24 protein-coding genes and 1 tRNA gene are annotated in these 22,154 nt (G+C 70.0%); 12 read left to right on the top strand and 13 right to left on the bottom strand.

The genetic code is table 11. The annotated features are described in order from the left end of the window. Nucleotides 1-19: 19 nt before the first annotated feature. A complete protein-coding gene (locus O2L01_RS07160; RefSeq protein WP_270121232.1) occupies nucleotides 20-1,081 on the bottom strand; it encodes a substrate-binding domain-containing protein in 1,062 nt (353 codons plus the stop codon). 274 nt (nucleotides 1,082-1,355) lie between these two features. Here O2L01_RS07160 and O2L01_RS07155 point away from each other — a divergent pair, with 274 nt between their 5' ends. Then, complete coding sequence (locus O2L01_RS07155; RefSeq protein ID WP_270121231.1) at nucleotides 1,356-2,153, top strand: DeoR/GlpR family DNA-binding transcription regulator; 798 nt, start codon at nucleotides 1,356-1,358, stop codon at nucleotides 2,151-2,153. Here O2L01_RS07155 and O2L01_RS07150 read toward each other — a convergent pair whose 3' ends face one another. Beyond that, nucleotides 2,154-3,032, bottom strand: a complete 879-nt coding sequence (locus O2L01_RS07150; RefSeq protein ID WP_270121230.1) for a LysR family transcriptional regulator — start codon at nucleotides 3,030-3,032, stop codon at nucleotides 2,154-2,156. Nucleotides 3,033-3,118: 86 nt separating this feature from the next. Here O2L01_RS07150 and O2L01_RS07145 point away from each other — a divergent pair, with 86 nt between their 5' ends. Next, on the top strand, nucleotides 3,119-3,571 hold the full coding sequence (locus O2L01_RS07145) for a hypothetical protein (protein WP_270121229.1): 453 nt from the start codon (nucleotides 3,119-3,121) through the stop codon (nucleotides 3,569-3,571). Further along, complete coding sequence (locus tag O2L01_RS07140; protein ID WP_270121228.1) at nucleotides 3,564-5,150, top strand: multicopper oxidase family protein; 1,587 nt, start codon at nucleotides 3,564-3,566, stop codon at nucleotides 5,148-5,150. The genes O2L01_RS07145 and O2L01_RS07140 overlap by 8 nt, the downstream gene beginning before the upstream one ends. 115 nt (nucleotides 5,151-5,265) lie before the next feature. Here the strand turns inward: O2L01_RS07140 and O2L01_RS07135 are convergent, their stop codons facing one another. Continuing rightward, a complete protein-coding gene (locus tag O2L01_RS07135) occupies nucleotides 5,266-5,634 on the bottom strand; it encodes a VOC family protein (protein ID WP_270121227.1) in 369 nt (122 codons plus the stop codon). Nucleotides 5,635-5,696: 62 nt separating this feature from the next. On the opposite strand from O2L01_RS07135, the gene O2L01_RS07130 reads away from it, so the two are divergent. Then, nucleotides 5,697-6,176 (top strand): MarR family winged helix-turn-helix transcriptional regulator, encoded by a 480-nt coding sequence (locus O2L01_RS07130; RefSeq protein ID WP_270121226.1) that lies wholly within the window; start codon nucleotides 5,697-5,699, stop codon nucleotides 6,174-6,176. A gap of 57 nt (nucleotides 6,177-6,233) precedes the next feature. Then, nucleotides 6,234-6,881 carry an alpha-ketoglutarate-dependent dioxygenase AlkB family protein gene (locus O2L01_RS07125; RefSeq protein WP_270121225.1) on the top strand — a complete coding sequence of 216 codons (648 nt, stop codon included), beginning with the start codon at nucleotides 6,234-6,236 and terminating at the stop codon, nucleotides 6,879-6,881. Between the two features lie 82 nt (nucleotides 6,882-6,963). Here O2L01_RS07125 and O2L01_RS07120 read toward each other — a convergent pair. Then, nucleotides 6,964-7,038 (bottom strand) — tRNA-Gln (locus O2L01_RS07120). A gap of 275 nt (nucleotides 7,039-7,313) precedes the next feature. On the opposite strand from O2L01_RS07120, the gene O2L01_RS07115 reads away from it, so the two are divergent. Together O2L01_RS07115 and O2L01_RS07110 are read left to right on the top strand one after the other, a co-directional pair. Further along, nucleotides 7,314-7,826 carry a SigE family RNA polymerase sigma factor gene (locus O2L01_RS07115; RefSeq protein ID WP_270121224.1) on the top strand — a complete coding sequence of 171 codons (513 nt, stop codon included), beginning with the start codon at nucleotides 7,314-7,316 and terminating at the stop codon, nucleotides 7,824-7,826. An 18-nt stretch (nucleotides 7,827-7,844) separates the two neighbouring features. Beyond that, the gene (locus O2L01_RS07110) at nucleotides 7,845-9,440 is read left to right on the top strand and encodes a hypothetical protein (RefSeq protein WP_270121223.1); all 1,596 of its coding nucleotides are present in this window, start codon (nucleotides 7,845-7,847) and stop codon (nucleotides 9,438-9,440) included. A gap of 187 nt (nucleotides 9,441-9,627) precedes the next feature. Here O2L01_RS07110 and thpD read toward each other — a convergent pair whose 3' ends face one another. The 6 genes from thpD to O2L01_RS07080 all read right to left on the bottom strand — a co-directional run bounded on the left by thpD (nucleotide 9,628) and on the right by O2L01_RS07080 (nucleotide 14,616). Continuing rightward, complete coding sequence (thpD, locus tag O2L01_RS07105; protein ID WP_270121222.1) at nucleotides 9,628-10,515, bottom strand: ectoine hydroxylase; 888 nt, start codon at nucleotides 10,513-10,515, stop codon at nucleotides 9,628-9,630. A 48-nt stretch (nucleotides 10,516-10,563) separates the two neighbouring features. Then, nucleotides 10,564-10,977, bottom strand: coding sequence for an ectoine synthase (locus O2L01_RS07100; RefSeq protein ID WP_270121221.1), 414 nt, complete (start codon nucleotides 10,975-10,977; stop codon nucleotides 10,564-10,566). After that, nucleotides 10,974-12,263: a diaminobutyrate--2-oxoglutarate transaminase gene (gene ectB / locus O2L01_RS07095; protein WP_270121220.1), complete on the bottom strand. Its 1,290-nt coding sequence runs from the start codon at nucleotides 12,261-12,263 to the stop codon at nucleotides 10,974-10,976. The genes O2L01_RS07100 and ectB overlap by 4 nt, the downstream gene beginning before the upstream one ends. Nucleotides 12,264-12,379: 116 nt before the next feature. Then, nucleotides 12,380-12,973 carry a diaminobutyrate acetyltransferase gene (gene ectA / locus O2L01_RS07090; RefSeq protein ID WP_374727662.1) on the bottom strand — a complete coding sequence of 198 codons (594 nt, stop codon included), beginning with the start codon at nucleotides 12,971-12,973 and terminating at the stop codon, nucleotides 12,380-12,382. A 108-nt stretch (nucleotides 12,974-13,081) separates the two neighbouring features. Then, on the bottom strand, nucleotides 13,082-14,029 hold the full coding sequence (locus tag O2L01_RS07085) for a nucleoside triphosphate pyrophosphohydrolase (protein ID WP_270121218.1): 948 nt from the start codon (nucleotides 14,027-14,029) through the stop codon (nucleotides 13,082-13,084). After that, on the bottom strand, nucleotides 14,026-14,616 hold the full coding sequence (locus O2L01_RS07080) for a hypothetical protein (protein ID WP_270121217.1): 591 nt from the start codon (nucleotides 14,614-14,616) through the stop codon (nucleotides 14,026-14,028). The genes O2L01_RS07085 and O2L01_RS07080 overlap by 4 nt, the downstream gene beginning before the upstream one ends. Before the next feature lie 251 nt (nucleotides 14,617-14,867). On the opposite strand from O2L01_RS07080, the gene O2L01_RS07075 reads away from it, so the two are divergent. After that, nucleotides 14,868-15,251 carry a hypothetical protein gene (locus O2L01_RS07075; RefSeq protein ID WP_270121216.1) on the top strand — a complete coding sequence of 128 codons (384 nt, stop codon included), beginning with the start codon at nucleotides 14,868-14,870 and terminating at the stop codon, nucleotides 15,249-15,251. 12 nt (nucleotides 15,252-15,263) lie between these two features. Here O2L01_RS07075 and O2L01_RS07070 read toward each other — a convergent pair whose 3' ends face one another. Then, on the bottom strand, nucleotides 15,264-15,875 hold the full coding sequence (locus O2L01_RS07070) for a hypothetical protein (protein ID WP_270121215.1): 612 nt from the start codon (nucleotides 15,873-15,875) through the stop codon (nucleotides 15,264-15,266). Nucleotides 15,876-15,980: 105 nt separating this feature from the next. Here O2L01_RS07070 and O2L01_RS07065 point away from each other — a divergent pair, with 105 nt between their 5' ends. The 4 genes from O2L01_RS07065 (at nucleotide 15,981) to O2L01_RS07050 (ending at nucleotide 20,301) form a co-directional block, all read left to right on the top strand. Continuing rightward, on the top strand, nucleotides 15,981-16,685 hold the full coding sequence (locus O2L01_RS07065; RefSeq protein WP_270121214.1) for a TioE family transcriptional regulator: 705 nt from the start codon (nucleotides 15,981-15,983) through the stop codon (nucleotides 16,683-16,685). Nucleotides 16,686-16,932: 247 nt separating this feature from the next. After that, entirely contained in the window at nucleotides 16,933-19,131 is a 2,199-nt protein-coding gene (locus tag O2L01_RS07060; protein WP_270121213.1) for an endo-1,4-beta-xylanase, read from the top strand. Nucleotides 19,132-19,230: 99 nt separating this feature from the next. After that, complete coding sequence (locus O2L01_RS07055; RefSeq protein ID WP_270121212.1) at nucleotides 19,231-19,506, top strand: DUF2277 domain-containing protein; 276 nt, start codon at nucleotides 19,231-19,233, stop codon at nucleotides 19,504-19,506. 72 nt (nucleotides 19,507-19,578) lie between these two features. Next, nucleotides 19,579-20,301, top strand: a complete 723-nt coding sequence (locus tag O2L01_RS07050) for an SDR family oxidoreductase (RefSeq protein WP_270121211.1) — start codon at nucleotides 19,579-19,581, stop codon at nucleotides 20,299-20,301. A 16-nt stretch (nucleotides 20,302-20,317) separates the two neighbouring features. Here the strand turns inward: O2L01_RS07050 and O2L01_RS07045 are convergent, their stop codons facing one another. After that, nucleotides 20,318-21,436, bottom strand: a complete 1,119-nt coding sequence (locus O2L01_RS07045) for a site-2 protease family protein (RefSeq protein WP_270121210.1) — start codon at nucleotides 21,434-21,436, stop codon at nucleotides 20,318-20,320. A gap of 117 nt (nucleotides 21,437-21,553) precedes the next feature. Continuing rightward, nucleotides 21,554-22,153 (bottom strand): dihydrofolate reductase family protein, encoded by a 600-nt coding sequence (locus tag O2L01_RS07040; protein WP_270121209.1) that lies wholly within the window; start codon nucleotides 22,151-22,153, stop codon nucleotides 21,554-21,556. Nucleotide 22,154 lies beyond the last annotated feature (1 nt).

Genomic DNA, 22,154 nt, shown 5'->3' with positions numbered 1-22,154 from the left:
GTCCTTGGGGCCGAAGGGCTTAGGCGATATCGAGGGCGGCACAGGCGTCGGCGTACTCGGCCGTGCAGACCTCTTCGACGGTGAGCACGCCTTCAGGGCCGAAGATGACGTCCTTCAGGTTCTCCTGCGTGACGACGGTGGGCTCGAACAGCGCCGAGGGCGTGTCGAACAGGGTCGCGTCGGATTCGGGCTCGTTGCCCTGCATGAGGTCGTAGGCGACCTCGGCGGCGGCCTCGGCGACGATCTTGATGGGCTTCGAGATGGTGTTGTACTGGTCTCCGGCGATGATGCGCTGGATCGCGGCGAGCTCGGCGTCGTTGCCCGTCACCGGGGGCAGCGTGGTGTCGGCGGCCTTGAACGCGGCGATCGCGCCGCCGCCGGTGCCGTCGTTGGCGGCCACGACCCCTGCAATGCCGCCCTCGAACTGCGCGATCTGGCCGCTCACCCACTGCTGGGCCTTCTCGGGCGACCACTCGGGGGTGTCGTACTCGGCGAGCAGCTCGTAGCCGCTGTCGTCGATCGCGTTGTGGATGCCGTCGCGGATCAGGCCGGCCGCGGCGTCAGTGGGCGAGCCGTTCACCTGCAGCAGACCGCCTTGCGCACCGGACTCGTCCAGATGATCCACAAGGGACTGCCCGATGGCCTCGCCGATCGCCTCGTTGTCGAAGGAGACGTAGAAGTCCGCGGGCTTGTCGGGGATGGGCCGGTCGTAGGCGACGACCTTGACGCCCTGGGACTGCGCGGTCTGCACGATCGTCGCCGCCGCCGTGGAGTCCACCGGGTCGAGCACGATCACCTTGGCGCCCTGCGCGATCGCGGCGTTCGCCTGCTGCTGTTGGAGGGCCGCGTCACTGTCCGCGTTCTGGTAGATCACCTCGCAGTCGGCGCACAGCTCGCCCATCTTCGCCTCGAACAGCGGGGCGTCGTACTCCTCGTAGCGGGTGGAGGCGAGGTCGGGCATCAGGAACGCGACCGCGCCGGTGCCGCCCTCGCCGCCGTTCGCGGCGGGCTCCTCGGCGCAGGCCGCCAGCGCGGTCAGGGCAATGAGGCCGGTGAGGGCGCCGGCTGCAACTCTTCTCATCTTCGACTCCCTTGTCGATCCCTTGCGGGAGGGGTTGGAACGAGTAGAGCGACCGTAAGCCCGAAGGCAGTAGGATGTCACTACCCGAACAGAAACGAACATCGACGATGTTGCAAACAACCCGCGGGATGTGCCGGAAAGCGCCGGACTTTCGCTCCATCAGCCCGTTCACATCGTTAGACACTGGAAGAACCCGAGTTCACGGGCCGAACATCGATCGCACGCCCCCGAGCGGGCTGGTGTTCACTTCACACGGAATGAACAGAGGTGGCAGATGCCCTCAGAGACCGAAGCCGGCGCGGACCGCGCCCCGCAGACCCGCCGCGAGCAGATCCGCTCGCGCGTCGTCGACGAGGGCTTCGTACGCATCGAGCAGCTGGCCGCCGACCTCGGCGTCACCCCGATGACGATCCGCCGCGACCTCGACTTCCTGCAGAGCAAGGGCTGGCTGCGGAAGGTGCGCGGCGGCGCGACCGCGCAGCCGTCGACCGCGTTCCACGGCGATGTGCACCACCGGATGCAGGCCATGGCGCCGGAGAAGGAGGCGCTGGCGCGGGCGGCGCTGCCGCTGGTCAAGACCGGGCAGTCGATCCTGCTGGACGAGAGCACGACGGCGCTGGCGCTGGCGCGGCTGCTGCCGGGGCTGGCGCCGCTCACGGTGATCACGCATTTCGAGCCGGTGATCAGGGAGCTCGCGGGGAGGACCGGGATCGATCTGATCTCGCTGGGCGGGGACTACTACCCGGCGTACGACGCGTTCCTGGGGATCCGCACGGTCGACGCGATCGCGGGGCTGCACGCGGATGTGCTGTTCGCTTCTACTACGGCGATCACGCGGGGGAACTGCTACCACCAGTCGCCGGAGACGGTGGCGGTGAAGCGGGCGCTGATGGAGGCGTGCGACCGGCGTGTGCTCCTGGTGGACCACACCAAGTTCCAGCGGCGCGGGCTCTACCAGCTCGCTCCGGTGGCGGCCTTCGACCTGGTGATCGTGGATCCGGGCATTCCCGCCGAGCAGCTCGAGGAGCTGCGTTCGAAGGCTCCGAAAGTGCTGATGGCGCAAGGGAACTGATCAGGTCTCGTTCCAGTTCCAGTCGGTGATCTGGGTGCGCAGGAGTCGCGCGGCGGCAGGGAGGCGGTCCTCGTTGCCCCAGTGGAGGCTGAGGGTGCGGTTGCAGTGGGGGTGGTCGACGGCGACCCAGGTGACGCCCGATTCGGGGAAGGTGAAGCGGGCGATCTGCGGGAAGAGGCTGAGTCCGAGGCCGGCGCCGACGAGGGTGTAGGTGGCGGCGGGTTCGTCGATCTCGCAGACGATGCGCGGTTCGAGGTTGCGGTCGGCGAAGAGCCAGTCGAGCAGGCGGCGTTGCCATTGGCCGGGGCGAGTGATGACGAACGGTTCCGACGCGATGTCCTCGACGGTCACCGACTGCTCCCCGCCGAAGCGGTGGCCGGGAGGGGTGGCGAGCCAGACCTGTTCGACGTGCACGACCGCGGAGGTGATGCGGGGGGCGCTGACCGGTTGCGAGGCGAGGCAGAGGTCGACCTCTTCGGCGCGCAGGGCCTGCTCCATCTCGTGCGGGGCCATCTGGAGGAGGCGGACCTCGACCTCGGGATGCGCGGCTTTGAACGCGGCGATCGGGCCGGTGAGCGGCAGAAATGTCTCCGAGGCGAGCCGCACGCTGCCCCCGCCGCCTTCGACGGCTTCGGCGACGGCGCGGCGGCCGGCCTCGAGTTCGCCGAGGGCGCGCTCGACGTAGTCGCGGAAGAGGGTCCCGGTCGCGTTGAGCCGCAGGCGGCCCGCGCGGTGGAAGAGGGGCGTGCCGAGTTCGGCTTCGAGGCGGGCGATGGTGCGGCTGAGCGAGGGCTGGGCGACGCGGAGCTGGGCAGCGGCGCGACTGAGATGCTCTTCACGTGCGACCGTGAGGAACTGGTGCAGGGCGTTCAGGTCCATTTTCGTCCTCTCATGCCGTCGGTGTTATGACACCATAGCGATATTGGTCTTTGATGTCTTAACCGATCGGTCATATCGTCGATGGCGTGGAAACCCTCGAAGCAGTCGACACCGCCGCCCCGCCCGGCCGCGGCCCCGGAGTCCGCACCGCCGTCAGCGGCTGGGTGCTGCGCGTCGCGGCGGCCCTCTTCCTGATCGGCGGCTATCTCCAGCCGGTGTTCGCGGGCGTGTACCTCAGCGGGGACTTCGACGGCCTCGCCATGCACCTGATGGGCGCGGACACGTTGTCGGTCATCAGCATCGCGCAGGTCGGCGCGGCCGTCGCGGTCTGGATCCGGGTGCGCCGGGCCTGGCCGTTCTGGGCCTCGCTCGCGCTGATGCTCGGCGGGGTCGCGCAGTACTTCGCCGGGATGGACGGGGCGCTGTGGCTGCACCTGCCGCTCGGCGTCACGCTCATCGCCGGGATCACCGTTGTGACTGCGGCGCTGTGGATGCGGCCGCTGCCCCGCCGGGTGAAGGGGGCGCGGACCGATGGCTGACCTCAACGTCTCCCGGCGCCGCCTGTTCGGCATCGGCGCGGGCATCGGCGCCGTCGCCGCCGGCGGCATCGCCCTCTCGGCCGCCTGGGCCCGCCGCCCCGCCGAGACCGGCGACCAGCTCGTGAGCGAAGTGCCGCTGCCCCAAGCGTTCTCGATCCCGCTGCCGATCCCTGCGGTGGCGGAACCCGTCTCCTCCGGCGACGATGGCGACCGGTACGAGATGGTCCAGATCGAGACCGAAGCGGAGATCATCCCCGGCTATCAGACCCGGCTCTGGACGTACAACGGCACGTTCCCGGGCCCCACCATCGAATCGCGGCGCGGCCGCCACGTCACCGTCTCGCACCGCAACGAGCTGCCGGTCCCCACGGTCGTGCACCTCCACGGCGGCCGCACTCCGGCCTCCTCGGACGGCTACCCGACCGACCTCGTGCTCCCCGAAGGCTGGGCCGAGACCGCCGCGCACGGGCACGGCGGCCACTCGATGACCGACGACCTCGCCGTCGTGACGAACGTCCAGCGCGACTACGGCTTCCCGCTCGACCAGCGCGCCACCATGCTCTGGTACCACGACCACCGCATGGACTTCACGGCCCCGGCGATCTGGCGCGGCCTCGCGGGCCTGCACTTCGTGCGCGACGAGGTCGAGGACGCCCTCGACCTGCCGCGCGGCGACCGCGAGATCCCGCTGATGATCGCCGACCGCGCCTTCGACGCGGACGGGCAGCTCGCCTACCCGTCGCTCGACCCGACCCTGACCGGCGAGATGGGCGTCGAAGAGCCCTACCTCGCTGGCGTCCTCGGCGACGTCGTCCTCGTGAACGGCGCCCCCTGGCCCGTGCACGAGGTCGACTCCGGCCTCTACCGCCTCCGTATCCTCAACGCCTCCAACGCGAGGCACTACGAGCTCGAGGCCGTCGCCGATTCCGGCGAGCGCCTCCCGCTCACACAGATCGGAGCGGACCAGGGCCTCCTCGAAGCCCCGGTCCGCCACGACACCCTCCCGATCGCCCCAGCGGAGCGCTACGACCTGCTGATCGACTTCAGCCGCCTCCCGGTCGGCACGAAGGTCCGCCTGGCGAACCGCCTCGGTACCGACCGCACCGCGGATGTCATGGCGTTCCACGTGGTCCGCGCAGGCGAGGCCATGCCGATCCCCGAGACCTTGGCGGACGACCTCCCCTCCTGGGACCGCGCCGACGCCGCCGTCACCCGCGACATCGCCTTCCGCGCCGGCCGCATGGACGACGGCCGCCACGGCTGGCTCATCGACGGCCTCCCCTTCGACCCCAACCGCACCGACGTCACCGCCCGCCTCGGCGACACCGAGGTCTGGCGCCTCATCGCCGACGTCCACCATCCCGTCCACCTCCACCTCGTCGGCTTCCGCATCCTCTCCCGCGGCAACGCCGGCCCCCACTCCCACGACGCCGGCCTCAAGGACACCATCGCCCTCCGCCCCGGCGAATCCGCCGAGATCATCACCCGCTTCGACGGCTACCGAGGCCGCTACCTCTTCCACTGCCACAACGCGGAGCACGAGGACATGGGCATGATGGCCAACCTCGAAGTGGTCTGAAGCGAGGGCGGCGGGATTCACGAAACCCGCCGGCTCCCTCGACGCCGATGGCAACGGCCGACTGACGGCTCCGGCCACGCTCGCGCGGCCGGAGCCGTCGTGGTCGCCTGCGGTGTCAGGCGCGGTCGTGGAGGGTGATTCGGTAGCCGTCCGGGTCGGCGAAGGTGAACGTCCGGCCGAAGGGGCCGTCGATCGGCGCGGCCACGACGGTGTGGCCGTCGGCGACGAGGGCATCGTGGATGGCCTGGACGTCGGTGGCGTGGAGCCAGATCGCGGTACCGATGCCGGGCTGGGCAGCGACATCGAGGTCGGTGCCCGGAACGAGGTCGCGGATCGCGAACGCGATCGGCTCGGTCTCGAAGACGACGGCATGCGGAGGCCCGGCGGGCGAGCGGACGAGGCCGAGGTATCGCTCATAGAACGCCTGCGAGGCGTCGAGGTCTCGCGCTTGGAGCGAAACGAAGTCGGGGCCGGTGACGGGCATGTGGTGCTCCTTCTGTTCGTGTCAGTTATCTGACACGAGCCAGTGTATGTCAGAATACTGACATGAGTCGAGACGGTGTCGGTATCGATTTGGAGACGTCACTGGGCTACCTGCTCAAAGAGGCGTCGAGCGCCCTCCGGGTGGCCATGGAGGAGGTGCTGCGTCCGCTCGGCATGAGCGTCACGCACTACTCGTGCCTCGAACTCCTGGCCCAGCGGCCCGGCCTGTCGAACTCCGAGCTCGCACGGGGCGCGTTCGTGACGCGCCAGACGATGAACGTGCTGCTCCAAAACCTGGAACGGGAGGGCTACGTGACCAGGCCCGCGAAGCCGCCCGCCGGGAAGGCGCTCCCCACGCGGCTGACGCCTCGCGGTCGTCGCAGCCTCGAGCAGGCGAGCGCAGCGGTCCGGTCCGTCGAGACCAGAATGCTGGCCGGCATGACCGAGACCGAGCAGTCGGCCGCTTTCGGCATCCTCCAGAGCATGATCCTGTCCCTGAAGAAGGGCGATCCGGCGGCCGACGGCGACGCAGCGCCTCGGTGAACCGGCCTTTCGCCTCGTTCGCCGGCAATGTCGGTGTCCCCGGTTAGGCTCGGAGGCATGGACGGCGAGCTGTTCCCAAGGGACCGTACCGAGGTCGCTCCGGGTGCGGTGCTGCTGCCGGACTGGCTCGACGAGCAGCGGCAGCGGGAGCTGGTCGCGGCATGCCGCGAATGGGCCCGGCACCCGGCCGGCATGCGCACCGTGCGCACTCCGGGCGGCGGCGTCATGTCAGCCAAGATGGTGGCGCTCGGCTGGCACTGGCGCCCGTACCACTTCTCGAAGACCGCCGACGACGGCTCACCGGTGAAGCCGTTCCCGCCCGAGCTCGACGAGCTCGCCCAAAGGGCGATCGCCGATGCCTTCAGCCAGGAGAACAGCCTCGGATACGACATGGCGCTGCTCAACTTCTACGACGCCAAGGCGCACATGGGCATGCACCAGGACAAGGACGAGCTGTCGAAGGCCCCGGTCATATCGCTCAGCCTGGGCGACACCTGCGTCTTCCGCTTCGGAAACACCGAATCGCGCTCGCGGCCCTACACCGACCTGGAACTGCACAGCGGGGACCTGTTCGTGTTCGGCGGCGCTTCGCGCTTCGCGTTCCACGGCGTACCGCGAATCCTCCCCGGCACCGCCCCCCGACGGCTCGGCCTCACCGGCCGCCTCAACCTGACCTTGCGCGCCACCGGCATGAGCTCGCCCTAGACCAAGCGCCCGCGATCCTTCCGAGGAGCAGAAACAAAAGAACACCAGGCCGGTCGGCCTGGTGTTCGCAAAAGAAAGATGTTGGCTGGGGTACCTGGACTCGAACCAAGAACAACTGAACCAGAATCAGCCGTGTTGCCAATTACACCATACCCCAATGGTGTTGACGCTTCGAAGCTTGCTGCGCCGACGGGATGTAACTGTACCGGATGCGCCCGCGCCCCTACAAACGGGTTCCCGTGATGGAGACAACATGGAGGAAAGGGCGCAGAGGACGGGGTTCGCGGCGGCGGGCGATCGGGGCGTGAGGCGAAAATCTTCGCGATGGAGGGCAACCGGGCCCGCGGCTCCCGCGTATTGAGCGAGCAGGCCCCGCCGCATCCACCGCACCCGGCGCGGGCCCGCCCCTACCCGTCATCTGAAAGAGGCCCCGTGACAACCAAGGAGCAGCAAGAGGCCGAGTTCCGTTCCTTCGCCATCGCCCAGCGCGACAGCCTGCGCAGGTACGCGTACCTGCTCTGCGGGGACTGGTACGAGGCCGACGACATCGTGCAGAAGGCGCTGACGAAGATGTTCGCGGCCTGGCGGCGGGTCGAACCGGGCGGCGCTCCGGCGTACGTCCGCAAGATCGTCACCAACGTGTACATCTCCCATCGACGCCTCGCCTGGGTCCGCCGCGAGCGGGTCAGTTCCGAACTGCCCGTTCAAGAACTCGACCGTCCACAAGAGGCTGTAGATGTGCGGCTGGAACTGGTGGCGGCGTTGAACCTGCTGCCCGCCAGGCAACGCGCGACGCTCGTGCTCCGGTACTGGGAGCAACTGTCCGTCGATGAGACCGCGAACGCCATGAGCTGTTCGACGGGAACCGTGAAGAGCCAGTCCGCCAAGGGCTTGCGCAAACTCAAGGAGCTCCTTCACGACTCCCCCGTCCTGGCCCGGGCGTAGCGAAGAAAGCGAATAGCGATGAACCTGCATGACGACCCGGGCGCGATGTTCCGCACCGCCCTGCCCGAAACCCCGCCTCCCCCATCCGATCTCGACCTCGACCGCATCGTCCGCGACGGCTACCGCGCCCGACTCCGCCGCCGCGCCGTCCTCGGCGGTGCCGCGTCCACCGGCGTCGCCGCGGTCGCCGGCCTGCTCGCCCTGACCGTGATCGGGCTCCCGGGCGGCGATCGCGACCCGTCCGACGACGCCCAGCCACCCGCCGAGGAGACCTTCGAGGAGGCCGTCGAGGATCCGGAGATGGCGGGCTACCCCTACGACTACGCGTGGGAGTACACGGTCGACCCTATGACCAATGCGATCGTCGCGCCGCAGGAGGCCGAGACCATCGGCGCCGACGCCGCCACGGCCTTCGGCCAGCTGCTGGCCGACGCCGGCATCTGGGAGGACCCGGTGAACACGTTCGACACCGGCGAATGCGAATTCGCCGACGAGTCGGGCCAGCCCGTCGAGGGCTGCGATGATCTCGAGACCGGCCTCCACGTCAACCCGCTCCAGCGGCCCGGCAACTACGGCCAGACCTACCTGCGCAGCTACGCCGGCGGCGAGAGCGAAGAGGTCGGGGACGGCCTCCGGACCACCTTCAGCCTCGAAGTGCTGTGGCCGGGGGGCTGGACCGCCGAGCCCGGTCCCGTCACCGACCAGCTCTTCCCCCAGCACCTGATCAGCGACGGCCCGTACTACACCGAGGCGGCCCCCGAGTTCACGACCTCCGACATCGGCGACGGCCGCACGCTCATGGTCGCCGACCACGGCTGCGCCTACGACATCGCCGTGGTCTACCCCAACGGCACCGGCCTGCGGCTCTCGTGGGACGTCGACTGCGACGGCGGCACCCCGCACCCGGTCGACCTGCAGGCCCTCACCGACGCGGCGGTCTCGATGCCGCAGTACGAGTTCGACACGAGCACGCTGACCGAGGTCGACGAGCTCATGGAGGTCCCGGTCGGCTGGGTCGACGACGGCGACTGGGAGTACACCGAGCGGGCCGCGCAGGACGCCGGCGCGACGATCGACGCCGCGAACGCCGCCCTCCGGGACCTGTACCCGGAGGCCTCCCTCGAGTCCGGCTCGGCCCGCACGCTGGGCATCAACGGCCGCGGGCTCGTCACCACGCGCAGCTACCACGGGTACGGGACGCTCCCGTTCGAGACCACGATCGACGAGTCGACCGGCCCCGTGAACTTCGAGCTCCGCTACTACCTGCCGGGCGGGTGGCTGCCCGGGATCAACCAGTTCCTCGACCGGGGCCCGTACCTCGCGGGCTGCACCGAGACGGCCACGTGCACCGCCTGGGAGGACCCGGACGGCACGTCCTGGGCCGCCGAGGAGGAGACCACGACGTACGAGCCGCAGGCGGGCGAGGATTGGGAGGCGTACACCGACCACACGCTCGAGCTCACCATGTTCCACCCGGACGGCTGGGCCGCGAGCGTCTGGGTCTCCTGGGCCGACGACACGCCGATCGACGCCGACATGCTCGCCGGGATCCTGAGCGCGATGCCCGCGCCCGAGTACGACGAGGAGGCGGTCCCGGCCATCCCGGCCGGGTAGGCACGGAACCCCTTGTCCCCCTTGAGCAACGGCGAGGCGGGGGGGGGGGGGGGGTGGGGGGGGGCGCGCGCCGTCCGCGCGCCCGGGGGGGGGCGGCGCGACGGGCCCCCGTTCCCCCCCCCCGCGGCGGGCGCCCGCACCTTCGCGGGGGCCCCGCGCCTTCCCCCGTCGCGGCGGCCGGGGCCGCCTAGTTCACCACGGTCCAATCCCGCGAGCCGAGGTACTCCGGGCGGTGCTTCTCAGCCGCGAACGGCGCCTGCAGCGAGTTCTCGACACTGTTGAACACGATGAACAGGTTCGAGCGCGGGAACGGCGTGATGTTCCCGTTCGAGCCGTGCATGCAGTTCGAGTCGAACCAGATCGCCGAGCCGGCGGGCCCGGTGAACTGGTGGATGCCGTGCTTGTCCGCGAGCATCCGCAGCGAATCGTGGTCGGGCGTGCCGATCTCCTGCTTCACCAGCGAGGCCTTGTGGTTGTCCTCGGGGGTCTCGCCGACGCACGAGACGAACGTCTGATGCGAGCCCGGCATGATCATCAGCGAACCGTTGAAGTGGTAGTTCTCGGTCAGCGCCAAGGAGAGGCTCACCGCGCGCATGCGCGGCATGCCGTCCTCGGCGTGCCAGGTCTCGAAGTCCGAGTGCCATTCGAACGGCGCGCCGCCGAAACCGGGCTTGTAGTTGACGCGGCTCTGGTGCACGTACACGTCCGAGCCCAGGATCTGGCGGGCGATCCCGGCGATCCGCTCGTCGCGGATGAGCTCGGCGAAGTGCGGCGAGAGCCGGTGCACGTCGAAGACCGAGCGGATCTCGTCGGTGCTGCGCTCGCGGATGACGCGCTCGTCGCCGTCCAGCGCCGGGTCCTGCAGGATGTGGTTGAGTTCGGTCTGGGCCGCGGCGAGCTCGCCCGGTTCGAGCAGCTGCTCGATGGCGGTGAAGCCGTCCAGTTCGTGCGCGCCGAGCTGGTTCTCGCTCAAAGGCCCGTCGCCGGGACGGCCCCATACGGCGGGGTCCTCGGTGCGGTAGACCAGGCGCGGTTCCCTGAAGCGCCTCGTCGGGTAGAGGTCGGTGGACTGCATTGTCGTTCGCTCCTCACTGCGCCGCAAGGAAAGCGGCACATCGATCGGCTAGCTTTCCTCGGTGAGCAGGGGGTAGGTGCCGTCGGCGTCGTGCACCTCGCGGCCGGTGACCGGCGGGTTGAACACGCACACGCAGCGCAGGTCCCGCTCGACGTCGAGCGTGTGCCGCTCGCCCCCGTTGAGCAGGTACATCGTGCCCGGCGTGAGGGCGTGGACGTCGCCCGTCTCGTGGTCGCGGAGTTTGCCGGACCCTTCGATGACGTAGACGGCCTCCACATGGTTGGCGTACCGCATGGTGGTGGAGGTCCCGGCGAACAGGACCGTGTCGTGCAGCGAGAAGCCGACGCCGTCGCGGGCGAGCAGGAGGCGCCGGGAGCGCCACGTGCCGCGGGCCTGGTCGCGGTCGTGCCCTTCGACATCGGCGTCCGTGCCGATGAGGTCTTCGAGCCTGCGGACGATCATGCGATGCCCTTTCCGGGCGCCGCCTTCGCGGCGACCTCCTTCTCCACCGTTGCGACGGCTTCGCGGACGATGGCGACGCCCTCCTCGAAGTCGGCGCGGGGGGTGGTGAGCGGCGGGAGGAACTTGACGACCTCGTCCTCGGCGCCGGAGGTCTCCATGAGCAGGCCGTTCGCGAAGGCCTCCTGGCAGACCTGGCCGGCGTGCTCGGGGTTCTCGAACGCCATGCCGCGCGCGAGGCCCCGGCCGCGGGTGGTGATGCCGAGATCCGGGTGGCTGGCGGCGATGTCGGCGAGCTCGCCGTCGAGCCAGGCGCCGTCGCGGTCGACGCCGGCGGTGAAGTCGTCGTTGCGCCAGAACGTCTCGAGCGCGGCGGTGGCGGTGACGAACGCGGGCGCGAACCCGCGGAAGGTCCCGTTGTGCTCGCCCGGCTCCCACACGTCCAGGTGCGGCTTCATGAGGGTGAGCGCGAACGGCAGGCCCATGCCGGACAAGGACTTCGAGAGCGTCACGATGTCCGGGTAGATCCCGGCGCGCTCGAACGAGAAGAACGGTCCCGTTCGGCCGCAGCCCATCTGGATGTCGTCGACGATGAACAGCATGTCGTGCTCGCGGCACACGTCCTGGAGCCCGCGCAGCCACTCGGTCGTGGCAACGTTGATGCCGCCCTCGCCCTGCACGGTCTCCACGATGACGGCCGCGGGCTGGTCGAGGCCGGAGCCGGAGTCCTCCAGAAGGCTGCGCAGCCACAGGAAGTCGGGCGTCTGGCCGTCCATGTAGTTGTCGTAGGGCATGGTCGCGGCGTTGTTGAGCGGCACGCCCGCGCCGCCGCGCTTCATCGAGTTCCCGGTGACCGCGAGGGCCCCGAGGGTCATGCCGTGGAAGCCGTTCGTGAAGGACACGACGGTCTCGCGGCCGGTGTACTTGCGCGCCAGCTTGAGCGCGGCCTCGACGGCGTTGTTCCCGGCCGGGCCGGGGAACTGGACCTTGTACTCGAGGTTCCTGGGCGCGAGTACGACGTCGCGGAAGGTCTCCAGGAAGGTGCGCTTGGCGCCGGAATAGGTGTCGAGGGTGTGGACGACGTTGTCCTCGGCGAGGTAGGCCAGCAGGGCCTCCTTGAGCACGGGGTGGTTGTGCCCGTAGTTGAGCGAACCCGCACCGGCGAAGAAGTCGATGTACGACCTTCCCTGCTCGTCGTCGATGCGGCTGCCCTTGGCGGTGGTGAACACCGTGGGCCAGTTGCGGCAGTAGGAGCGGACTTCTGATTCGACCTGTTCGAAAACCTGCATGATCTCTTCTTGGTCTGCCTGGTTGGCTGTTCTCCGCTTCCCGGCTTCCCCAGCTTGATGAGTCCACCGGGCGCATACCCGGGCCGGCACGTGTCGGTGCCCGGGTAGGGCTGGGCTCAGTCCGGCAGCACGCCGTCGAGCACGCGCGCCGGTCCCTCGATCGGGCCGATGCGGTGCAGCACTTCCGGCTCGTGGCCGGCGCCGAGCTCGCGCTCGGAGAACAGCACGTCGCGCGTCAGGTCCGCGCCGTTCGCCTCGGCGAACGACTCGAACAGGCGCATCGACGCTTTGTTGTCCGGGGTCACCGTCGTCTCGACGAAGCGGACCCCGTTGGAGCACATGCGATGGACCGCGCGGTCAAGCATGTGGCGTGCCAGTCCCCGGCGGCGGTGGCCGGGCGCGACCGCGACCTGCCAGACGAAATACACGTCCGGCGCATCGGGCCTGCGGTAGCCGGTGATGAAGCCCGCGATGTCGCCCCGCGGGCCGCGCGCGACGACGCTGGTGTCCGCGAAGTCGCGGCACCACAGCAGGTAGGCGTACCTGCTGTTGACGTCGAGGTTCCCCGCCTCGCGGGCGAGGTTCCACAGTTCGGACCCGTCGGCGGGGGTCGGCGAGCCGAAGCTCAGGTCCCCGCTGGGATCGGTTGTCTCCCTGACCTGGGTGGCCGGGCCTTTCGGGCCTGCGTCACTTGCGTCACCGGATGGCATGCGATCGACCGTAGCAAAGAAAACGCCGATTGTTAAGTCGGCGAGAACGATATTGTGAAGTTCAGATTGAATGATCTTGCGTTCGACCGCCTCGCGGCTCAAGTTGTTCTAGAGCTCGACCGCCTCGGCGACATGCCCCTGCGGGTCGAGGCGTTCGAGCCCCGCCCGCTCGGTGATCGACTTGCGCAGCGCCAGTTCGGGATCGACCCCGGCCGCCCGCGCGGCGGCCACGGCGGCGAGCAGGAAATCGCCCACTTCATCGGCTTCGAGCTTCAGACCCTCGGGCAGTTCCGGCAGCTCCAGCTCCTCGCCCTGGTCGTGGAAGCGCTCGATGACCTTGGCGGCCAACGCGAGCGACGGCAGCTGGCGCGACACGCCGTCGGCCGGGTGGTCGCGGTGCGGCTTCTCGGCGGCCTTCGCCTCGTTCCAGTGCTCGTAGAGGTCGTCCGGGTCGGCGTCGCCCCACACGTGCGGGTGGCGGCGGATGATCTTCTCGACCAGGTCCCCCGCGACGTCGTCGATGTCGAAGTCCTCGGCGAGCGAGGCGTGCAGCAGCGGCTGGAACAGCAGGTCGCCCAGCTCCTCGCGCAGCTCGTCGGCGTCGCCGCTCCCGATGGCGTCCAGGACCTCGTACGACTCCTCGAGCAGGTACGGGCCCAGCGTCTCGTGCGTCTGCGCGCGGTGCCACGGGCAGCCGTCCTCGGCGTGCAGCCGCGCCACGGCCTCGACCAGGTCGAGCAGGCGTGCGCCGGGCGGATCCCAAGAGCCGTAGACGATCTCGAGCTCGACCTCGCCGCCGGCGACGTACTCGGCGAGGGCTTCGCGCAGCTCCTCGTCGCCGTCCTCACCGACGATCCACACCCCGCCGGTCTCGATGAACTCGGCGGCGTCCTCGACGAGCTCCACATCGATTCCGGCGTCGCGCACGGCTTCCACGGTCGGGCTCTCGAAGAACGCGGCCACGGCCTCGGCCTCGTGCAGGGCGTCCCAGGCCTCGACGGTGAGCAGCCCGGCGGGGATGCGCGGCGAGGTCAGGAGCCAGGTGATGTCGCTCAACGCTGCGGCACCTCGACCTTGAACACGCCCACGAGGGGGCTGATGTCGAGGGTCCCGTAGCGCGGGTTCAGGGAGACGTCGTACTCGGCGATGTACTCGTTCAGGTCGTCGGCGAACCCGGCCTGCTGCTCGCCCCACATCCGCACGACCTCGCCGACCACGTTCGGGTCCGCATTGGCCGCCGTGTAGAACTGCCCGACCTCGTCCTCACTGAGGTCCGCCGCCGCGAGCCATTCGCTCACGATGCGCTGCACCAGGTTCTGGTCGCTCGCCGCGGCCGCGTTCAACGCCTCGGCCTCGTCGTCGGTCAACTCCCGCGGCTCGGCCGACGACGCGAGCTCGTCGCGATACTTCACCGCTTCCATGTACAACGCCTCGAACTCGCTCTGGGCGTTGTTCGTGTCCGGGGCCTCCAGCTCGAGCGCCTGCCCGAGCTCGGCGTAGAGCACGACGGCGGCGGCGTTCTGGCGGCTGTCGCCATAACTCACGTCCTCGAGCGTCGCCCCCTGCTCCAGGTACGAGGCCACCTCCCCGTCCACGTACCCGTCGAGTGTGGCCTCCGTGACGCGCTCATCGCCGACGAACATCGCGGCCCCTTGCTCGCTCCCGCAGGCCCCCAAGGCCAACAGTCCGACCGACGCCACCGCGACAAGCCTGAGTTTGCGCACAGCACTTCCCTTCCACTCGACTGCCCCTGTGACCTTAGCCTCACCAAAGTTCCCTCCACAATCCCCCCACCCCGCCCGATTCCTCCGGGCTGTCCGAATTCCGACAAGGTGGTTCACGAACCGAGAGCCCTTCACTACCTTCCGCAGTCATGCCGAGAAAGAAGCAATCCTTGATCGTCAAGAACTGGGGCTACCTCCTCCTCGTGCTCGCGATCGCCTTCTGGGCGATCCGCGACATCGGGCCGGGGACGACGCTCATCGCCTTCGCACTGGCCGGGACGTGGACGCTCGTCGCCGCCCCGGTCTGGTGCGGCGCGGAGAACCGCGACGGCACGAGCTGCCGCCGCAACTCATACGGTCTGCTCGGCGGCTGCAGCCTCCGTCAGCACCGCTGGCAGAAGTTCAAGGGCCTCTTCAAGGCCAAGGAGATCCGCGAGGCATTCCGCGGATGGTTCACGGGTCCCGCCAACCAGATCGCGGCCTGCGCGCTGATCGCCTCGCTCGTCGGGACGGTCGTGACGCTCACGCAGTTCCTTATGGCGCTGGCCGCATAAGGGCTGGAACGGCTAGTCGGCGCTGGGTTGGTTGGGGTCGTGGGCGATTTTGGGTTTGCGGCGGGGGCGGGGTCGTCGGCGGGGGCGGGGGTTGGGGTGGGAGTGGTGGAGCTGGTCGATCTCGTAGCGGAGGTACCAGGGCTCCCAGCCGTTCTGGCGGAACCATTGGCGGGCGGTGCGGGAGGCGAGGCCGCCGAGGACGCAGAGGGCGATGAGGATCCACAGCGGGGCGACGATGAGGGCGAAGACCTCGCCGTAGGTGCGGGCGACGCCGGTGATGCCGATGAGGACGTTCAGGGGGATGAGGAGGAGTGTGGCGGCGCGGGCCCATTTGCGGCCGAGGCCGAGGGCGAGGACGACCATGACGTAGGGGACGGTGTAGACGACGAGGGCGGGGAGGACGACCGCGATCGGGTAGCTGGTGCCGATGTCGATGGCGCCCTCGAGGTCGGAGAGGAGCGGCACGCCCGTGGTCTCGCCCTTGAACCAGTTGAAGAGGCGGGGGCCGACGCCGACGCTCACGCTGACGAGCATGAAGTACTGGAAGACCATCATGACCTGGGCGAGGTCGACGGAGTGCGGTTTGTCGTAGAGGGCGTTCGGGTCGGTCGGGATGCTGTTCACGAGGGCTCCAAGGGACTCCGATGTGCCGGGTCCCTCAAGCGTACGGCCGCAACGGCGTTGCGTGAAGGCGTGAGCGCGGGGCGGGGTTCGGTTAGGGTCTCGCCAGTGGACACCTTGCGACCTTCCGATCTCGCCCGTGAGCACGGGCTCTCGACCCAGGCGGTGCGCAACTACGAGGCCGAGGGTTTTCTGCCGGCCGCGTCGCGCACGCCCAGCGGGTACCGGGTCTACACGGAGGTGCACGCGGCGGCGCTGCGGGCGTTCCTGGCGCTCGTCGCGGCGTACGGGCATGCGGCGGCGGGCCGGATCATGCAGGCGCTCAACGCGGGTGAGCGGGATGATGCGTTGGCGGCCATCGATCGCGGGCATCTGCAGTTGATGCGGGACCGTGAGACCCTGGACGCGGTGCGCGGGGCGATCGGGCATCTGACGGCCGAGCCGGTTCCGTTGCGGTTCAGCGGGTCTGCGCCCTTGACGGTGGGCGAGCTGGCGCGGCGGCTCGAGGTCACGGCCGCGACGATCCGGAACTGGGAGGAGGCGGGGATCCTTGCGCCGGAACGGGAGCCTGGCACGGGCTACCGGTTGTTCCGGAACGAGGACGTGCGGGACGCCGAGCTCGCGCATCTGCTGCGGCGCGGCGACTATCCGCTGGAGCGGATCGCGGCGGTGGTGCGGCAGGTCCGCACGGCGGGCGGGACGGAGGAGCTGGCGCGGGCGCTCGACGGCTGGGGCCGCCGGCTGACGGAACGGGGCCTGGCCATGCTGGAGGCCGCCGCGCAGGTGAGCCGGTTCCTGCAAGTCAGCGGGTGAGGACGGCGTTCGCGGGCGAGTGAATCCGGTTCACCGGCCGGTGGAGCGGGGGCGCGGCCGGACCCGGTGCCTGAGCCGATCGGTGGAGGCGGCCCTCGCCGGCGCGTGAAGCGGGCCCATCGAGATCTAGGAATTGACAAGCCTTGATATCGCACTTACCATTGCACCGTCACTCTCCGAAAGTTTCATGGAATCTCCGAAACTTTCGGAGATTCGTTTCCCCTCCTCCGCAACGGAAGTCGAACCCATGGAACGTCACCCCCGCGCGCGGCGGCCCCGCCTGCGCGCCCTCGTCGCCGGAGCCGGAGCGCTGGTCCTCCCCGCCGCGCTCGCCTTCGGACAGCCCGCCGCCGCTCAGGACGAGGGCACCGTCGTCTACGCCTCCGACTTCGCGGACGGCACCGTCGGCGACTGGACCCCGCGCGGTCCGGTCACCCTCGCCGTCCAGGACGGCGCGCTCCTGACCACCGGCCGCACCGCCGACTGGAACGGCCCGGCCCTCGACCTCACCGGCATCGTCGTCCCCGGCGGCGTCTACGAGATCTCGCTCGACGTGCGCCTCGCCGACGGCAGCGCGGGCGACAAGGTCAGCGCCACCGTGCAGCGCGACGCCGGCGGCTCGACCTCGTACGACAGCGTCGTCTACCAGGCTGCCGCAGGCGCGGAGTGGGCCACGCTCTCCGGCCGGTACTCGATCGCCTCGGCCGCCGAGGCCCTCACGTTCTACGTCGAGTCGCCGACCCCCGACGCCTCGTACCTCATCGACGACTTCCAGGTCACCGAGCTCACCCCGCCCGGCGTCGACCCGACGCTGACGCCGGTCAAGGACGTCCTCGCCGACGACTTCCGCTTCGGCGCGGCCGTCGACCCCCGCGACCTCGCGGCCCCCACCGGGGACCTGCTGAACCAGCACTTCAGCCAGATCACGGCCGAGAACCACATGAAGCCCGAAGCGATCCAGCCGGTCGAGGGCCAGTTCAACTTCGACGCGGCCGACCAGCTCGTCGAGTACGCCGAGGCGCACGGCATCGAGGTCTACGGCCACACGTTCCTGTGGCACGGGCAGACCCCCGCCTGGTGGTTCACCTACCCCGCCGGGCACCCCAAGGCCGGTGAGCCCCTTGGCAGCTCCGCCGAGGACCGGCAGATCATGCTCGACCGCCTCGAAGCGCACATCGGGGCCATCGCCGCGCACTACGGCGACCGCATCCAGGCTTGGGACGTCGTCAACGAGGTCATCAGCGACAACGCCACCGAGGTCTACCGCAACAGCCGCTGGTACCAGATCTTCCAAGGCCCCGAGTACATCTCCGAGGCCTTCCGCATCGCCCGCGAGCAGCTCGACGCCGTCGGCGCCACGGACGTGAAGCTCTTCATCAACGACTACGGAACCGACAACCCCGCGAAGCGCGACAACCTCTACAACCTCGTGTCGACGATGCTCGCGAACGGCGTGCCCGTCGACGGCGTGGGCCACCAGACCCACATCAGCCTCAACACCTCGATCAGCCAGATCGAGGCCAGCATCGACAAGTTCGCCGCCCTCGGCGTCCTCCAGGCCGTGACCGAACTCGACGTCTCGATCGGCGCGCCCGCTGCGGGCGTGGAGTTCCCCGAGCTCGAGTCCCGCCTCATCCAGCAGGGCCACTACTTCAAGGACCTGTTCGCCATGCTCCGGCAGAAGGACCTCGAGTCCGTGACCGTCTGGGGCCTGCACGACGGCCGCAGCTGGATCCGCACCGAGGAGCGCCCGCTCGAGGCGCCGCTGGTCTTCACCGACGACCTGCAGGCCAAGTGGGCCTACTGGGGCATCGTCGACCCGAGCCGCCTCCCGGCGATCCCCGAGGAGCCCGAGCCCGACTACGCCCGCGTCCAGGTGCCGCTGGCCAAGACCGCGCCCGTCATCGACGGCGTCGAGGACAAGGCCTGGAAGAAGGCCGCCACGGTCGCGACCGGCGTCACCGTCGAGGGCAGCGCGGACGGCGCCAAGGCGGACGTCTCGCTGATGTGGGACGACGAGGCGATCTACGCCCTGTTCGAGGTCACCGACCCCGAGCTGGACGCGACCAGCGTCAACCCCTGGGAGCAGGACTCCGTGGAGGTGTTCCTCAACCCGGGCAACACCAAGGACGGCGGCTACGGCGACGCGGACGGCCAGTACCGCGTGAGCTTCGGCAACGCGGTCAGCTTGGGCGGCAACGGACCCGACGCCGGCGCGATCACGAGCGCCGCGAAGGTGACGAGCACCGGCTACACCGTCGAGATCGCGATCGCCCTCGCCGAGGGCCAGGGCGTGGTCGGCGCCGAGCACGGCCTGGAACTCCAGGTCAACGACGCCACGGGCGGCGTCCGCACCGCCGCGCACACCTGGTACGACCCGACCGGCCAGTCCTGGAGCACCAACAAATACTGGGGCATCGCCGAGCTGGTCCGGAAGGTCAAGTAGCCGTCCGGCCGTGAATGCATGAGCAGGGCGGGACCGCAGGCAGCGGTCCCGCCCTTTCGTATCGGGCGCGATGTCGGCCCGCCGTGCCACCATGGGGGCATGTGCCGCAGTGTGAAGACCCTGTTCAACTTCGATCCGCCCGCCACCGGCGAGGAGGTCCACGCCGCCGCGCTCCAGTACGTGCGCAAGATCAGCGGCTCGACCCACCCGTCGCACGCCAACCAGGAGGCCTTCGACGCGGCCGTCGCCGCGATCGCCGCCGCCACCCAGGAGCTGCTCGACAACCTGGTGACGACCGCGCCGCCGAAGGACCGCGAGGTCGAGGCCGCGAAGGCCAAGGCCCGCGTGGCCAAGCGCTTCGGCACCGAGGATTAGGACCGGTCCGAGGACCTCCCCCGCGCGGCCGTCGGTGAGAAGCTGAGACCTGCACACGTGGGGAGGGCGCTCATGCGGTTCCAGGGGTATCGGATCGTCGTGACCGGGGCCGGCCGGGGCTTCGGCCGGAGCTTGGCGATCGAGCTGGGCCGGGACGGCGCGGAGCTGTTCCTCGCCGCCCGCGATTTCCAAGCGGCCGAAGCGGTCGCCGAGACCGTGCGGCACCTCGGCGGGCGCGCCCACGCGTTCGAGTGCGACCTCGCCGACCCCGAGTCGGTGCGGGATTTCGCGGCGACCTTGGGCGAGGTGGCCGACCGGATCGACGTGCTCGTCAACAACGGCGCCCCGTACCTGGACGCGGGCGGGTTCCTCGAAGCCGACGACGCCCAGGTGGCCGCGACGATCGGCGCCGGGGCCACCGGGACCGTGCTCGTCACGAAGACGCTCCTGCCGCTGCTGCTGCGCAGCGACCGGCCGGACATCGTGACCATGGTGTCCGGCTGCGGCGAGTACGGCAACCACCGGTCCGAGGCGCACGAGGCGTTCTACGCCGCGAAGGCCGCCCAGGCCGGGTTCACCGAAGTGCTCTCGAAGCGGTTGCGGCCCAAAGGAGTCCGAGTGATCTCGCTGTACCCGCCGGACTTCGACAACCCCGATCCGCTCGGCCCGGATTGGGACGCCGAGCGCGGCAGCGGGGACGCGCTGTCGGCGCGGTCGGTGGTCGACTGCGTCCGGTTCGCGATCGGGCAGCCGCGCGACTGCTTCATCAAGTCGTTCTACTTCGAGCAGGTCTGAGTCGGCGGGCGACTCGTCAAGCGCGGTGCAGGTGCAGTGCTATCGCGCGGTTGACGTCGCTCGTGGTGACGATGCCGACGAGGCGGTCGGCGCTGAACACGAGGGCGCGGTGGTCGTGGCTCTCCGCGAGGCGCGGGATCAGGCCGGTCACCGGTTCGTCCGGATCGGCGAAGGGGATCTCGCGGGGCGGGCAGGCGGCGTCCCGCAGCGTCGTGGCCGCGCGCCGCGCGTGGGGCACGGCGATCAGGCGGTTGAAGGTGATGAGCCCTTCGACGCGCCCCTGGCCGTCGACCAGCGGGAACGCGGAGTGGCGGCGCGACACGGCGTACTCGCCCAGGAACGCCTCGACGCTCAGATCCCCGGAGACGGTCTCGGGGTCCCGCGTCATGACCTCCCCGACCCGCACGCCCGCCAAGGCGGCTCCGGTCTGCGCCTGGCGCTCTTCGGCGCCCGCCATGACCAGGATGAACATGCCGAGGAGCAGCCACCAGAGCCCGAATCCGAATCCGAACAGGAACTCCAGACCGCCGAGGAGCAGCAGGACCATGCCGAAACCGCGTCCCATGCGCGCGGCCCAGACGGCCGCGCTCGCGCGGTCGCCGCGAATCGCCCAGAGCACCGCCCGGAGGACGCGGCCCCCGTCGAGCGGCGCCGCCGGCACGAGGTTGAAGGCGGCGAGCAGCACGTTGACGACCGCCAGATAGGAGGCGACCGCGACCCAGAGCGGGCCGACACCGGTGACCGCCAACGCCCAGGCGAGCGCGGCGAACACGGCCGCGGACGCGAGGCTGGCCGCGGGCCCGACGATGGCGATGGCGAAGTCGGCGCGCGGCCGGGACGCCTCGCCCCGGATGCGGGAGACGCCGCCGAGCAGCCACAGCGTGATGCCCTCGACTTCGAGTCCCTGGCGTTTGGCGACCACCGAGTGGGCGACCTCGTGGGCGAACAGGGAGGCCATGAACAGCACCGCGGCCAGGGCGCCGGCGGCGACTCGGGCGGCGGTCGGCTCGTCGGGGTAGGCGTGGGCGAATCCGGAGGTGACCACGGCGAACAGGAGCGCCATGGTGCCGAGGGCGCTCCAGTGCGCGCCGATCGCGACGCCGGCGACAGTCCCGAGTTTCAAGGTCGCCCTCATGCTCGGAACGTACCTCGTTTCAGGTCGCGCAAACCCGTTCCGAGCAGCGCGTTCGCGTCTCGCGGCGGGCCGCGCGGCGGAGGGCCGACCGGGTCGCGACCCGGTCGGCCCTCGCGTTCAGCGGATGCGGTCGTAGACCAGCGAGACCGTGCCGTCCTCGCCCGCGTGCTGGCTCACGAGCTGCCACTGTCCTTCGGGCAGTTCGCCGTCGAAGAGGCGCGGGCCCTCGCCGAGGAAGACCGGGAAGAGCGTGATCGCGAGCCGGTCGACCTGGTCGGCGGCCAGGAGCGCCTTGATGACGCTCGCGCTCGCGAGCACCAGGATGTCCCCGCCTTCGGTGTCCTTGAGGTCCGCCACCGCCTCGGCGGTCGGCTTGTCCACGACCTCGGTCCGCTCCCACGGCGCTTCGTCCAGTGTGGAGGAGAGGACGGTCTTGTCCGTTTCCACCAGCCACTTCGCGAAGGCCTCGTCGCGGGGGTCGACGCCCTCGGCGCCGATCACGGTGGGCCAGAAGCCGAGGAAGCCTTCGGCGTTGACGCGGCCGAGCAGGGCCGTGGTCGCGGTCGAGTGCAGGGCGGCGAGGTGGTCGCGGGCGGTGTCCGAGACGGCGTACGGCATGACCCAGCCCATGTCGAGCGGGTTGGCCTTGGCGTAGCGGCCGTCGAGGGACAGCGCGGTGTTGGTGACGACGCGGCGGTTGTGCTGCTGAGCGTTCATT

Origin of the sequence: Glycomyces lechevalierae (assembly GCF_027622945.1) — a bacterium.
In the GTDB taxonomy this organism is placed as follows: Bacteria; Actinomycetota; Actinomycetes; order Mycobacteriales; family Micromonosporaceae; genus Glycomyces; species Glycomyces rutgersensis.
This window is presented reverse-complemented; position numbering and strand designations above follow the sequence as displayed.

Coding starts and splice junctions, on each gene's coding strand:
- O2L01_RS07160 (WP_270121232.1), bottom strand. CDS start 1,081: ATGAGAAGAGTTGCAGCCGGCGCCCTCACCGGCCTCATTGCCCTGACC.
- O2L01_RS07155 (WP_270121231.1), top strand. CDS start 1,356: ATGCCCTCAGAGACCGAAGCCGGCGCGGACCGCGCCCCGCAGACCCGC.
- O2L01_RS07150 (WP_270121230.1), bottom strand. CDS start 3,032: ATGGACCTGAACGCCCTGCACCAGTTCCTCACGGTCGCACGTGAAGAG.
- O2L01_RS07140 (WP_270121228.1), top strand. CDS start 3,564: ATGGCTGACCTCAACGTCTCCCGGCGCCGCCTGTTCGGCATCGGCGCG.
- O2L01_RS07135 (WP_270121227.1), bottom strand. CDS start 5,634: ATGCCCGTCACCGGCCCCGACTTCGTTTCGCTCCAAGCGCGAGACCTC.
- O2L01_RS07130 (WP_270121226.1), top strand. CDS start 5,697: ATGAGTCGAGACGGTGTCGGTATCGATTTGGAGACGTCACTGGGCTAC.
- O2L01_RS07125 (WP_270121225.1), top strand. CDS start 6,234: ATGGACGGCGAGCTGTTCCCAAGGGACCGTACCGAGGTCGCTCCGGGT.
- O2L01_RS07110 (WP_270121223.1), top strand. CDS start 7,845: ATGAACCTGCATGACGACCCGGGCGCGATGTTCCGCACCGCCCTGCCC.
- thpD (WP_270121222.1), bottom strand. CDS start 10,515: ATGCAGTCCACCGACCTCTACCCGACGAGGCGCTTCAGGGAACCGCGC.
- O2L01_RS07100 (WP_270121221.1), bottom strand. CDS start 10,977: ATGATCGTCCGCAGGCTCGAAGACCTCATCGGCACGGACGCCGATGTC.
- ectB (WP_270121220.1), bottom strand. CDS start 12,263: ATGCAGGTTTTCGAACAGGTCGAATCAGAAGTCCGCTCCTACTGCCGC.
- ectA (WP_374727662.1), bottom strand. CDS start 12,973: ATGCCATCCGGTGACGCAAGTGACGCAGGCCCGAAAGGCCCGGCCACC.
- O2L01_RS07080 (WP_270121217.1), bottom strand. CDS start 14,616: ATGTTCGTCGGCGATGAGCGCGTCACGGAGGCCACACTCGACGGGTAC.
- O2L01_RS07060 (WP_270121213.1), top strand. CDS start 16,933: ATGGAACGTCACCCCCGCGCGCGGCGGCCCCGCCTGCGCGCCCTCGTC.
- O2L01_RS07055 (WP_270121212.1), top strand. CDS start 19,231: ATGTGCCGCAGTGTGAAGACCCTGTTCAACTTCGATCCGCCCGCCACC.
- O2L01_RS07050 (WP_270121211.1), top strand. CDS start 19,579: ATGCGGTTCCAGGGGTATCGGATCGTCGTGACCGGGGCCGGCCGGGGC.
- O2L01_RS07045 (WP_270121210.1), bottom strand. CDS start 21,436: ATGAGGGCGACCTTGAAACTCGGGACTGTCGCCGGCGTCGCGATCGGC.
- O2L01_RS07040 (WP_270121209.1), bottom strand. CDS start 22,153: ATGAACGCTCAGCAGCACAACCGCCGCGTCGTCACCAACACCGCGCTG.